The 13,793-nt window shown below is 52.0% G+C and carries 9 protein-coding genes; all 9 read right to left on the bottom strand.

All coding sequences use genetic code 11. The features are described 5' to 3' along the window. Positions 1 to 57: 57 nt before the first annotated feature. Positions 58 to 1,560 carry a type VI secretion system contractile sheath large subunit gene (gene tssC, locus QD356_RS03705; protein ID WP_107335072.1) on the bottom strand — a complete coding sequence of 501 codons (1,503 nt, stop codon included), beginning with the start codon at positions 1,558 to 1,560 and terminating at the stop codon, positions 58 to 60. A gap of 15 nt (positions 1,561 to 1,575) precedes the next feature. Further along, the gene (tssB, locus tag QD356_RS03700; RefSeq protein ID WP_077377258.1) at positions 1,576 to 2,103 is read right to left on the bottom strand and encodes a type VI secretion system contractile sheath small subunit; all 528 of its coding nucleotides are present in this window, start codon (positions 2,101 to 2,103) and stop codon (positions 1,576 to 1,578) included. A 98-nt stretch (positions 2,104 to 2,201) separates the two neighbouring features. After that, positions 2,202 to 2,951, bottom strand: a complete 750-nt coding sequence (locus tag QD356_RS03695; RefSeq protein ID WP_107335073.1) for a hypothetical protein — start codon at positions 2,949 to 2,951, stop codon at positions 2,202 to 2,204. Between the two features lie 46 nt (positions 2,952 to 2,997). Then, positions 2,998 to 3,432: a copper resistance protein NlpE N-terminal domain-containing protein gene (locus QD356_RS03690; protein WP_192838018.1), complete on the bottom strand. Its 435-nt coding sequence runs from the start codon at positions 3,430 to 3,432 to the stop codon at positions 2,998 to 3,000. Between the two features lie 978 nt (positions 3,433 to 4,410). Next, on the bottom strand, positions 4,411 to 5,274 hold the full coding sequence (locus QD356_RS03685) for a tetratricopeptide repeat protein (protein WP_192838017.1): 864 nt from the start codon (positions 5,272 to 5,274) through the stop codon (positions 4,411 to 4,413). A gap of 113 nt (positions 5,275 to 5,387) precedes the next feature. Then, complete coding sequence (locus tag QD356_RS03680; RefSeq protein WP_192838016.1) at positions 5,388 to 6,248, bottom strand: tetratricopeptide repeat protein; 861 nt, start codon at positions 6,246 to 6,248, stop codon at positions 5,388 to 5,390. Beyond that, positions 6,248 to 9,781, bottom strand: coding sequence for a T6SS effector BTH_I2691 family protein (locus QD356_RS03675; RefSeq protein ID WP_192838015.1), 3,534 nt, complete (start codon positions 9,779 to 9,781; stop codon positions 6,248 to 6,250). The genes QD356_RS03680 and QD356_RS03675 overlap by 1 nt, the downstream gene beginning before the upstream one ends. Positions 9,782 to 9,785: 4 nt before the next feature. Continuing rightward, positions 9,786 to 10,679, bottom strand: a complete 894-nt coding sequence (locus QD356_RS03670) for a DUF4123 domain-containing protein (RefSeq protein ID WP_192838014.1) — start codon at positions 10,677 to 10,679, stop codon at positions 9,786 to 9,788. Position 10,680: 1 nt separating this feature from the next. Further along, positions 10,681 to 13,287, bottom strand: coding sequence for a type VI secretion system Vgr family protein (gene tssI, locus QD356_RS03665; RefSeq protein ID WP_192838013.1), 2,607 nt, complete (start codon positions 13,285 to 13,287; stop codon positions 10,681 to 10,683). Positions 13,288 to 13,793: the final 506 nt, after the last annotated feature.

Raw genomic sequence — 13,793 nt, 5'->3', positions numbered from 1 at the left:
GCGGGCGTGCAGGACACGCAGGGAAAAGAGCGAGGGGTCTTCAGTGACGAGACGCCATCAGCTGCGAGTGGACTGCGGCAGCTCTGCGACCAGGCGCAGCGAGGCGGTCAGTTCATCCAGCTGGTAGTGCGGACGCAGGAAGGTCACGGCCTTGAAGACACCCGGCTTGCCCGGGACTTCCGCGACTTCGACACGTGCTTCACGCAGCGGGAACTGCGCCTTGGCTTCCTGGCTGGCGTTGTCGTCCAGCAGGACGTACTGGGACAGCCAGTCGTTCAGGTAGCGCTCGACACTGGTGCGCGAGGCGAAGCTGCCGACCTTGTCACGCATGATCGCCTTCATGTAATGCGCGATGCGTGAGGTGGCGAAGATGTACTGCATCTGCGAGGACAGGCGCGCGTTGGCGTTGGCTACATCGGTGTTGTACGTCTTCTGCTTCTGGGCGGACTGGGTGCCGAAGAAGGCGGCGTAGTCCGTGCCCTTGCAGTGCACCAGCGGGATGAAGCCCAGGTCTGCCAGCTCCTTCTCGCGACGATCGGTCACGGCGATCTCGGTCGGGCACTTCAGCGCCACTTCGCCATCGTCGGTCTGGAAGGTGTGGGTCGGCAGGTTCTCGACCAGGCCACCGCCTTCGACACCGCGAATGGCGACACACCAGCCGTAGTTGGCGAAGGCGTCGGTCACGCGCGAGCCCATGGCGTACGCCGCGTTCATCCACAGATACTTGTTGTGCTCGCGGCCATCGACGTTCTCGACGAAGTTGAATTCCTCGACCGGCGTGGTGTCCGGGCCATACGGCAGACGTCCCAGCACGTGCGGCAACGTCAGGCCGACGTAGCGCGCATCTTCGGAGTTGCGGAAGGACTTCCACTTGGCGTATTCGACGGTGTCGAAGATCTTGGACAGATCACGCGGACCGCTCATCTCGGTGAAGGAGTCCCAGCCGAACAGCTCCGGTGACGCCGCGGAGATGAAGGGGGCGTGCGCCGAGGCGGCCACGTGGGAGATCTGCTCCAGCAGATAGATGTCTTCCGGGCTGCGCGAGAATTCGTAATCGCCGACCAGCATGCCGAACGGCGCGCCACCGAAGGTGCCGTACTCTTCTTCGTAGACCTTCTTGAACAGCGCGCTCTGATCGAATTCCGGCGCCGATTTCAGGTCACGCACCAATTCCTTCTTGGTGGCGTTGAGCATCTGGATCTTCATGTTGCTGCCGGTCTCGGTCTGATCGACCAGATAGCGCAGACCGCGCCAGGAGGATTCCAGCTTCTGGAACTCACTGGCGTGCATGACTTCATTCATCTGCTCGGAGAGCATCGCGTCGATCTCGGCGATACGCGCATCCAGCACGGCGATGAGGTCCTTGCTGGGCATGACTTCGCCATCCAGCACCTGGGCGACCAGCTCTTCGATCAGGTCGCGCGCACGGGTGCGTTCAGTCTCGGAGCGCGCCACGCGGCTCTCGGAGATGATGCTGTCGAGCAAGGAAGACTGCGGCGCGAAGACGGCATCCTGCGCTTGCGGCGCCACTGTGGCTGATTCACTACGATTGTCACTCATGGTCTGACTCCGCAATCAGTTGTCGTCTTTGCGCACGGCTTGCTCGCGACCGAACTCGTCGCCCAGCGTCTTGAGCTTCTCGCTGTTCTGCAGCACGTCCATCAACAGCTCTTCCAGCTTGTCGTTGCCGCCCATCTTGTTGCGCAGATCGGCGAGCTTGTTGCGCACATCCAGAAGCTTGCGCAGCGGCTCGACCTGCTTGACGACATTCTGCGGCTCGAAGTCTTCCAGCGAGTTGAAGTTCAGCTCCACCGGCAGCTGGGTGCCATCCTTGCTCAGCGTGTTGTCGACGCGATAGGCAAGGCGCGGCTTCAAGCCCTTGAGGACGCCGTTGAAGTTGTCGCGATCGATGGCGACGAACTTGCGGTCCTTGAGCTTGGGCGGCGGGCTGAGCGGGTTGCCGGTGTAGTCACCGACGGCACCGACCACAAACGGCAGTTCCTTCTGCTCCTGGCTGTCACCGATCTCGACGTCATAGGTGATCTGGACGCGTGGTGCGCGAATGCGTCCCAGCTTGTGTTGTGTGCTATCCCTCTCCGCCATGGGGCATTTCCTTATGTGCTGTTGTGAAGTGATTGCGCGTGTCAAAAATGGGGGATCAAACTGAGCCGTCCGGCGCATCTTTGAGCGACATCAGCCTGTCAGACTGCCGCTATCGCCTTGAGTAGCCGCTGCTTGACGGCGTCATCCATCGACTCGATATCCGCGACATCGATCAGTTCTTCAAAGGTGTCGTTGCCGGCGATTTCGGTACTGCGCAGGATGGTGTCCTGCTCCGGCAAGTGCGAGCGGATGGGCGACCCCACCACGCAGAACGGCATGCTGCCGAATTCGTCCAGCTTCTCGAAACTGACCGGGAAGCGCAGGCCCAGCAACAGGCGCCCGAGGCCCGGGGCACGATTGACGCAATAGAACAGCATCAGGTAGTGCACCACGTAGCGCAGCAATTCTGCCGTGCTGCGATTGGGGTCCTTGATGATGTGGCGGAAGCGCTGCAGCGAGAAGCCGTCAAAGCCCACGACCCAACGTGTGGGGCTGGTGACGCGAATCACCTTGCCGGTGGACGTGAGGCGTACGTCATATTCATGCGGATAAAGGCGCGGGGCGGTGCTCAGAAGCTCCAGCGGCACATCCAGCTCCTGCAGCAAGCGGAAAGGCTCGGCATTGGCCGTGGAGTCATAGAGAGCGGTGAATTCCTTGAAGGCATGCTGTGCCTCACGGCCGCTACCGCGCGGCGCCCCTTGCAGGTATTCGCCAAAGATCATCTGTGGGCGAATCAAGGCCCCCAGCGTCGTCAGATAATCCGACGCATTGTCATACAACAGATCACTGACGACGCGAGTCTGCTTGCGCTGACGGATGAAGGCTTCAATGTCAAAGGACGAATCCATGTCAGATACTCTCCGTGCGCAGACCTTGCGCAACGCGTGATGAACCTCAGCCAAGCGGCTCGGCACGGGTGAACTGGTAATCGCTATCAGTGTCCTGCTGCCCCATCAACTCCAGGGTGTCGCCGCCCTCTTCCATCTTGAGCATCAGCGGCGCATCCCGCTCCAGACGCAGATAGGTAGTGCTGTCAGAGGTCTCGGCCTCGAAGTCGCCCCACTGCGTGGTCACGAAATCGCCCCCGATGGCATCGACGTGAGCTTCCTGCAGGAAGTACGCCGTGGGCTTGCCACTCTCGGAATCGCGATGCAGGGTCAGGTCCGCGCGGATGAGGCGGCAATCCTGGCAGGGAAGCGTGCCGACGAAGCGCTCGATCGGCGGCGGCGTGTAGTCGGCAGGGCCTGTGTCCGGAGCAGAGCTGCAACCGCTCAACAGCAGGAGCCCTACCACCAATGACCCGACAATGGCAATAAAAGAAGTCTTCAAGGTTTCACCGCCTGGTAAGGACATGCCGCCATTTCTTGACATCAATCTGCTTCCCTGTCAGATAAATCAAGACAACGTCTTGCCACCACTACCCTCTGATTGACGTGCTCGATACCGTAAATAGGTGACATCTTGCGGCGGGCATACAGAAGGAAAAGCGTTGACGATACATAGAAGGTAAATCTGTATATTTGTTCTAGCGCAGACGCGAATATGGAAACATATTGCAGGTGGAGATTCCAGCAAGAAACGCAAGGCAAATATCGTTTAAATAACGATTAACGCCATGCTTGCCACGCCGCAGAGCGGACGGCGCCATCTCCCATGGTGTCGCAATCATCTGACAGGGAGGCCTGCCGTACCTACCCTGGAGCGATAGTAAGGACTCAATCCTGCCCCGCCACTCCCGACTCGCCACCACCTAGCACGCAGGTCTGGAAAACACCATCAGAACAATGACATGCTGCCATATACCATACTGGAACAAAAGTGTTACAAAAATACCGAGATTGGATAACACAAATATGACAAGACAGTTGCCCATTACGCGACGACATTTCTTCTGACACTTTGAATCAGTTTAAACTAATATTATAAACGACCCTTTCACTGAGTGAAATGACAGAGTCATCACGTTGATGAAACCCCTCATTATTGACCAGCGATGTCTCCTTTTTTCGCATGCCGCACTTCCTGACCTCTCAGTCATGCAGGCGACCATTGCGCAACCATGCAGCCTCTTCACGCTCACTCATGGCGACCAGCGCCAGCAGAACTGCAGCCAGCCTCTCTCGCCCATGCGCTAGCGAGTCACGGGCCATCCTGATCGCCTTGCCCTGCTACAGACCCATGGCACCCGCTCCCCTTCGTCGGAGCTGACTCACGATCATCAGCCAGCATTGAAAGCCCCAACCACGAAAAGCCCGAGCCCTGGAAGGGCTCGGGCTGTCTGCACAACACTGGGGTGGACTTAGTCTACTAACGGTAGCTACCATCAGGTTGATGCTGAAGACCATTATAACTAGGCACGAATATATTGTGTTCTTCTTGCCAAGCACGCGACTGTTGAATAGCTTTCTCGATCTCAGTATCAGTCATATCTTTCGCAATTCTATTTTTTTCTTTTACACCAGCTGTACCTAATAGATCGTAATATTTGTAAGCCAAAACAAGATCTTTCGTGGTGCCTATTCCTTTTTCATAAAAAGGAGCCAAATCTCCCAAATTGATCATTTGAACCCCTTTAAATTTTGCGTCGACAGATCTTTTAGCCCATAGGAATGATTTATCTTCCTGACCTTGTGACAAATAAAACTTAGACAAAGAGGACGCAGATTGCCCATAGCCTCTTTCCGCAACTTTCAACAGCCAGTACTCAGCTTTATCCAGATCATTATTAACTATATTTGGGAATGTAATAGACTTCCCCCAATAAGCAATACCCAAACTTGTCTGAGATTTCGAATAGCCTTGCGCAGCTGACTCCATTAAGAAATATTTTGCTTTTTCAATACTTTTATGAACACCAATGCCATTATAATAGAATTGTGCCAATGCGTAACCCGCATCAGCCACATTGCCTTCCCACGCCTGATTCATAAACTTTGCAGACTTAGTCTTATCAACCTCTATATCTTGTTTTGAGTACCCCTGCGCATATAGCAACCCCAACAAATAACTTTCTACAGGCTTGATAGTCGAGCCAGCTTCCTTTAAAACATCAAAGTCTAACGCTTCGACTTCATTCTGTATATTATCCTCATTAGGATTATCGAAGTATACATTAGCATCAACGTGGCTTATATTCATGAATATAGTAAAAAATATAACTAAAAATTTCATAGTGAGTACTCATCGATACTTAATATATTGAGTAAAGATTAATCTGCTGACTGAAAAGCCCGAGACCTGGAGGGGCTCGGGCTGTCTGCATACATCGGGGTCAAGAGAGTCGACTAGCGGTAGCTGCCATCAGATTGATGCTCAAGCCCGTAATAACTAGGAACAAACGTGTTATGCTCTTCTTGCCACACACGAGACTGCTTGATGGCTTCTTGGATCTCAGCATCAGTCATATTTTTTACTACTCTATTTTTTCCATCGACACCAGCAGTTCCGCTAAGATCATAATATTTATACGATTTAATTAGATCAACATTAGTACCATATCCTAGCTCGTAATAAGAGGCGAGAGTAGAAAAACCAATTCCTTCCGACTCTGTGTACTTAGCTTTAGTTGAGGCTTTCATCCAATAAAAGGCCTTGCTTGGGTTCTCTTCGACGCCAATACCGTCTCTATAAATATATGAAAGATTCCCAGCTGACTGTCTATCCCCAGACTTAGCTGCTAAAGATAACCAGTATATAGATTTACTCATATCGACTGGAACCAGATCTTCCCATTGCCGCCCCCAATAGGCTCTCCCCAACGCACGCTGAGACAACAGGTATCCATCTTTAGCTGAAGTCAAATAGTATTTTAAAGATAAATCCCTGTTTTCTTTTACACAATATCCATTATAATAAATAGAACCTAAGACATAATCAGCATCAGAAACCCCATCAGCACTAGCCATCTTTAATAACTCTACACCTTTACCACAATTTTTTTCTATATTAAACCCTTTATCGCCATTGATCGTTAGCAAACCCAAATAATATTTTTTTTCTTTACTCGATCCAACGTTTTTAATTTCTTTTTCAGTATATTTACTTATTTTTTGCGACAGTACTTTCCCTGTAGGCTCTTGCACTAAAACTAGAGCAAAAGCATTATTGCTAGAAATTAATGTTAATATAAGGACTAAAATCTTCATTATTTCACCTCTAAATTAAAGAAATCACTTAGCAATTTTTCAGAACCATTAGTAGCAATCTTTATACTTAACTCATAGCTCCTACCTAAAGAAGATTCTGATACATCTTTCTCCCATGAAAATACTAGCTTGTTATCTTTTCTTATTATATTTACATCATTATTTTGAGAAAATCCTTGTGTAGTGTGCTGCGGCTCTGAAATGTTACTCAATAACCCTTCTCTAGATGTTTTATTCGCGTCGTCATTTGTCCAGCTCCAGCTTAAAACCGAATCAGAACTTTGCTTTGCAATTAAATTAACATTCATAGATTTACAAACATCTCGAGGAACTTCGATGTTAATTGCAAGATTGCTATGCATTTCATCGAAATGTAACTGTCTTTCATATTCATCATAATCTTTATCTATTAATGCTCTTGCCATTTTAACGCTTTGTGTATCTGAGCTGCTAGAAGTAAACTCCACAAGTATACCACTAAACACTAATTCAAGAGAGCTTTGTTCTGATTCGATATCGTCAAAGGGTAAAACCTGGGATATATGCCGGCCAATGATACTTCTATCAACCCAAGCTTGTACTGATGGCGCAACAATACTGATAAACTGGTAGGCAATATATAAAGTCAATATACCCAAGGCAACACCAATTGCCATACCAACTACTGCACCAGCCATCATAACAGCTGCAATAGTCACTAGGCCGTTAACTAATGATGCACCACTCATAGCTAAGCTGTAAGTTGAAGAAGTTGAGTGTCCCTTTTTAGTAGAATCTAGAGATTCACCAAACTTTGATGCAGCATCGAGTAGAGATGCACCTGCACCTATCAAGCCAACACCTTTACCTGTTATTTTCCAAAATACATTAGTGTCTGTTGCAAAACTGACCCATCCTACCTTCTGTGCGCCTTCTAATATAGCTGTAACACTACTACCCACACTAGAAGCTGCGCCCAAGAATTTGGCAAAGTACTCATCATCATTCTTTAGGGCTAAGTCATCCCACTTTGCATTAAAGGTAGTAGCTGAAATTACAACAAGTACGAATACATTACCTAAGCGACCACTGCCGCCATGATTTGAAATTTTTTCACTACTGATAGTTGTACTTATTGCTCTCAGCATGTCGTATGTCTGAGAAATTCGATCTGAATCAGTAACTTTTTTATCTTTATACCTATAAGTCGATTCTTCTCCTTCAGTGTTTTGTATATCTACTAACCCAGCTGGAGCCGGCAGTGCAACATTTATATAACTATCCATGCCAGCAGGCGGGGCTACAAAATTCCCTATATTGCCCTGGATATTCTTCAAAGCTTGAGATTTATCTATGTCACTACTATCGCCACCATCTATTTTTGAAACTACTTCTTTAAGCCAATTTTGGTAGCTAGAGAGCTTTACATCAATCGATTGAATTAAGGGTAATTGAAAGTTATCATTGAGTGCATACGGACTCGCCATATAAACTGCTTGATTATAGCATAGGAATTTTTTTATATTTAGTGATTGCTCTTGTTGCAAATCCTCTTCACCATTGTATTTAGCAACGTGGCTGTAGATTTTCAACGAAGAGAATGAGGTACCTATCATAGATGACATGATAGCACTCGCTGTTTCAATTTTTATAGCTAGTCCAGCATTATCTTCATTAAACATAGAGGGACTTGAAGTTTCACGAAGAGCTTTAAATACTTCTGCCCACTTGCGAAGCATTACAGCATCCAAATAGCTTTCTTCAGAGAGGCTATCAACCTGTTTTAAGGCCTTACAAACCATCTCTTTGTTATTAAAAAATAGCCCTAACATTAAGAGAGAGTCTTCGCTTGAAAAGTCGTCAGCCAAGTATTTCCACAAACTTACGCTAGCAGGCGACAGCATACCACCGTGCAACGAGTTAAATATATTCTTGCAAACTTCTAAACCCACACAAAAATCACTTTGGCTGTTACGCATGACTGCCGAAATCAAGTGATCTTGTACCCATAATGAATAATCACTGTCCTGCACCATGAGCAACTTGTCACACATATAAGTATGCGTTGCATACTCCTCCTCAAAAGACTTCAGTGAGCTAGCATCATACTGCTTCTTTAGCTCCTCTAAGTGCCTTTCTGATGGCGTTTTAAAAATACTATTTTCTTCATCATTTCGATTCAAAACCTTAAACCCAGGATTTTGAGACATCACTTCATTGCTATTACTACCCACATTCGTGTTTTTTTCTGATTTATTATTATATTCAATGAGCTCCTGATCCCGTTGATATCTTGCTCTCAAGATTTCTTTGTCTAGCGCTTGGACATTTAAATATATCTCGTTGTTACGTGCATCAATATCATTGTTTTTCGCCCGAGCATATTCTTTGCGATTATTCCCGGCATTCAGATAATCTTCTCGCTTTTTTTTCGCTTTTTTAAGTGGTGCTTCGATCTCAGATTTTTGACTGGCATCATACGAACGCTCAAAATTCTTCTGAAATGCATCAATTGCTTGTTTACAAAGAAGTTTGCGACGCCGCTCCTCACCCAATCTTTTAGAAGATTCATCTTCACCTGGATGGAAAAAGTCTTCTACCGCGGCAAGTGCTTGGTGACGATAAGCGTTGAGCTCCTGGATAATGCCTATTTCATCATTGACCGCGAGGATCAAGCCTCTGCCCTCGTAATCCGTCGAGGCATATCTGAGACGCTCGCTCATCGTCTGCTTCATTTCTTCTGGGCTATAGAGATCACGCTTTGGTCCACTGGACCAGAATTGCTCATCCAGCCCTGCTGCGCCGGGACTATATTCAGCGACCTGATCCAGCTCTTCCAAGCTGAAAGCATGATCTTGTGCCACCCCTGCTTTCCAGTCAGGAACATTGAATTTTTGCAGATACTTGTCACACCAGGGATCACCGCTAAGAATCCTGGATTTCACCTCATCCAGAAATCCTTCAGGCCATGCATGTTCCGTGTAGGCATAATACACATCACCGCTCTTGTCAGGAGTCGTGATAGTGACCAGAGAGGCTTGTAGGGATTCATTCTTGACGCGTGTGACTTTTTCTTCATCACTCTCGCCATCTCTATTGCCAGTCTCGAGCGTACACGGCATCGCCATCTTGTCCAGAGATGGAGGCTGCTTGACGGGGAACTGGTAATATTTTCCATCAGCGGTAATCGCAAATGCAGACCAATACATGCCATCGGGATTATCTTTATCGAACAAGTAAAGATAACCGCTGCGCAATTGGCGAAGGATATATTTATTGACCTGACTGGAGGTGCTATGGGCTATCTCTTCCTTGACCTCAGAGGGAACCACGCGCGTGGTGCGCTTACCATTCTCAAGTGTCTGGTCAAGCTTTATATCAGTAAAAGCCTTCACCCTATCTTCTGATAATTCAGGGATTTGCTGATTGGCATCATTACGTTGGCAGACAGCATATCGAACAGGCAGGATCGGAAAGCCAGTACGCTTGCAGAAACGACATTCGCCATTCACGACACTCAAAGCGACATGCTGATTTACTATTTGACCTGACATGAGGTTATACCTTTTCCCTGCTTTCCATGATCTTGTCCCAATCGGCGCTACCAAGCTTGCTGGTCAAGCTGATATAGCTGTGAGTGCTGCGTGAATCAGGTGTCGCTCTGGCGCTCAGTAACTGGCGCATGATCGGATGCTGATAGAACTTCGGATATGTGACCATCCCGTGGAGCACGAAGACCGAGATATCCTGTCGCTCTTCCAGACCACACTCCTTTGCGGCGACCAGTAACGCATCGGCAGTTGCGGCATCCGCAGAAGCTGCCTTGCTCTCTTCCGGAAGCGTGCGATATAGCTCCAGACAATGGTTCAGCATCCCTATCCGTCTAATGGCAGACCACTGCGTCAATGTCAGGTTCAATCTCCCGAGGTGACGCTGCTCACTGTGTGGTGCGATGCTCTGCAGTGCGTGGGCGTTATCCAGGTAGATCCACTGATCGACAGGCCCCAGCAGTGCCGATAGCTGCTCGCGGTCAAGAATGACCTCGAGGCGCTCCAATACTCGGGGGTCATGAAAACGCAGCAGCGCCTTCTTGCCTTCCGGGGTCGTCTGCTCAAGTTGGCGCTGGATATATGACACCACGCTGGAGAGCGGCTGAGCTGTGATGATCCAACCACCGAACGCGACCGGAGTCGTGAGACTTGCAGAGCGTTGCTGCCTCTCCTTCTCCAGCTCTTTGCCCAGGTGCGTTTCTGGCGGCACCGGTTGTAGATAGAGTTTCTGCGATGGCGTCTGGGCATAGAATCCGTTGCGTACCAGGCCCGCGGATGTCTGGTCCTTCGCACTCAATGCGCGCTGCGGCGTATTGCTCGGGTCTACCACGCGATACAGGCGTGACTCGGTAGCCGCTTGTCTTGCCATCTGCAGGAATTCCGCATCATCCAGCATGGCCATATCAGGACTCCACCACACCGTCGCCATTGGCGGCAGCGCTTTGTCCTTTACTCGGACACAGCAAGTCTTCGCCTTCCGGCAACTCCGTCATCGCGGCATTCAGACTCGTCGGCCCACCGAAGCTGTGCTGCGCGCCTTTGACATCTATCTTGCCCGGCGCATGCAGTTCGATATTGCCGTCCTTGAGGCGGACGTAGGCACCACCGCAGGTGAGCAGAATTTCCTTGGCGGCGTTGATATCGATGTCGTTTTCGGTGGAGGTGATGGTGACGTCCTTTTCCGCCGTCAGGTCCATCGCATCGCTTTGCGCCTGCACTTCGACCTTGCCCTTGCCGGCAAACAGCTTGATGCCGGAGCGCTGCACGAACAGCGAGAACTTCTCGACCACGGCGCCTACCAGACTGCGCCCGGTGGCCAGGTTGATATCTTCGCCACTGGTGACGCTGAGCGAGCGGCCCTGTGCCAGGTGCGTCGATTCCGGCGTACTGGTGGCGATGCCGGCGGGCGATGTGAGATGCAGCCAGGGCGCATTCAGGCGCGCCGCCTGCCCCCGCCCGCCATTGGTAGCACTCTGGGCTGAACTACCGTCGAAGCGGCTACCGCTGTCATCGGCGCCATAGGTGCCTTGGGTATCGTCGCTGGCCTGCTTGATCTGCGTACGCGCCGCGAGCGCCTCGGCGTTGTGGCTGGTGGCGCTATCGCTGAGCGTATTGGCCAGCTGATAGGCGCTGGCGAGCTGCTGTTGCGCAGGAGAGAGATCTAGCTGTTCGCCACTGGCCGCGATTTGGCCCCAGCTACTGAGCATCAGGCCGCTGTTGGCACGAATCGCCCCATAGGCGTCCGAGCGCAGCTCGAAGCCGGTACCGCGGAAGCTGCCGCGTGTGTTGCCCTGCTGATGGATCAGATAGCCGAGATTGAGCTGGGATTTCTCGTGCTCCGAATTCAGGCGCACACGCTCCTGGTCGGTGGCGTCATCGAACACCAGCTCGTTGTACTTGTTGCCGCGATAGGTCTTGCTCTTGAGGCCGGAGAGCAGGCCGTTGGAGTGCCATTGCGGCGTCTGATCGCCGTTGTAGACCCGCCCGGTGATCAACGGCCGATCCGCATCGCCTTCGAGGAAATCGACGATGACTTCCTGGCCGATACGCGGCACGAAGACACTGCCCCAGCCAGCACCGGCGTTGGGTTGTGCAACACGCAGCCAGCAGCTGGCATCGGCGGCGCCCTTCTCGCTGCGGTCCCAATGGAACTGCACGCGCACGCGGTTGAGCGAGTCGGTGTGGATCTCTTCGTTCTCGGGGCCGACGACAATCGCCGTCTGCGGGCCACCCAGGTTGGGCCGCGGATGATCGAGAGACGGTCGGTACGGCTGACTGAGGCGCTGGCTCTCGAAGTCGATCAGGTACTGACCGGTGCCGACATCGGCGTAGTCTTCGTGAGCGCTCTCATTGAGACCATGCGCCTGGCGCGCCTCGGCCATGCGCGCCTGCAGGCTGCCCGGTAGCGCCTTGAGATGCGCGGAGACCGGCAGCGCATTCTCGGCGCAGACGGTCAGGCCCAGCACGAGGAATTCGCGCTCACTCGCGTCGCCGTCTTCATGACGGGCGTGCTGGCTGAGCTCGAACCAGCGGCCGACCTTCAACTGGCGGGTGCCCCCGGCGCCGTAGAAGCGCTTGGCACGGGATTCATGGGCCTCGAGGCGGTTGACGGTCAGGCGTTCGCCGCGCGAGTGATCATCAAAGTAGTACTCGCCGGGGTAGTCGTAGACTTCCTGCTCGCTGAGGTTGCCCTGATCGCTACGCGTATCCTGGCCTGAGCGCTTCTCCAGGCTCGGCTGCTTGTAATCAAAGGTGCCGAGGCTGACGCGCGTCGGTTGCTGCTGACGACGGCCGCTCCACTGGGTGATGGAGTCTTCCAGTTCAGTGGCATCCTGACGGTGGAAGCGGATCACCTGTGGCTCAACCGGCGCACAGGTCGCGACATCGTCGGTGATGACGAGGCGGTGGCCATTGAAGTCGCTATCGTCAGTGGCATGTTCGAAGTAGTAGAACAGCCCTTCCTGCTCCATCAGGCGATTGACGAACTGGAAGTCGCTCTCACGATACTGCACGCAGTAGCTGCGCGCCGGATACTCGCGACGCAGGTCCAATCGCCAGCCGCCCTGGGCTTCGCCTTGCGCGATGGCGTGGTTCGAGAACACCGACTCGATGACCTCGACGGCGGTGAGGTCCTGGAAGATACGGCTGTCGCGGCCGAGCTTGAGCATCGCCATCCACGGCACCAGCGTCAGCTGGTAATAGAAGACGCCACCATCCTCACCGAGCAGCGCGGCGGACTCGACCAGGCCCGAGAGCTTGCGGTAACTGCCATCGGCCTGACGCACCGAGAGCGCCGCCGGCTGCGCCATCAGGGTCTTGAGTTCGATGTCACCATTCTGGGAGATGCAGTCGAGGGTGTAGGCAAAGGGACGCGACATGCGCTCTTCCCCCACCAGGCGATGCGGGATGAAGTCCGCGCCGCTCATCTCAAGCGTGAGCAGGCGCTCGTTCTGGCTCAGTGAGACATCAAACGACGACAGCAAGGCGTCGAGTACCCATGAATCTGACATGTTCTGCATCCCTGGCAGTTATCGTAGACGATGCCCTGTTGTACAAGACCGTCCATGGCTCTCAATCAGGCTGCACAGCATATAGGAATGCACTGATTTAGTTAATGACTCAACAGAGTGAACACTTACGCTGAAAGCTCGTTAACGACTACGTGAGGCGCAGCATGACTGGCGATAAAGGAGGATATGTCATGACGGAGTCGACACCAGAAATCAGTACAAGACTTGCCATCAATTCCGGTCAGTCGCGTGGTCTGCTCTCTCTATCTGCTCTCTATCTGTTCTCCCCATCTGCTCTCTATCTCTCGTCTTTCCTCTTCGCTCTGTCCTCTCCCCTCTTCGCTCTGTCCCCTGCTGTCTGCTGCTGTCTGCAGTCTGCCGCCTGCTCAGCCAGCGGGGCAGTCTGTGTGATAGCGCCCGGCCCAGGGTGTTATCTCGCGAATGGCGAGCCTGTCAGCCACTGCGCATACCGATTGAATACGCGGGATAATGTTCTCGGCGGCGAA

The organism is Cobetia sp. 2AS, from assembly GCF_029846355.1.
In the GTDB taxonomy this organism is placed as follows: Bacteria; Pseudomonadota; Gammaproteobacteria; order Pseudomonadales; family Halomonadaceae; genus Cobetia; species Cobetia amphilecti.
This window is presented reverse-complemented; position numbering and strand designations above follow the sequence as displayed.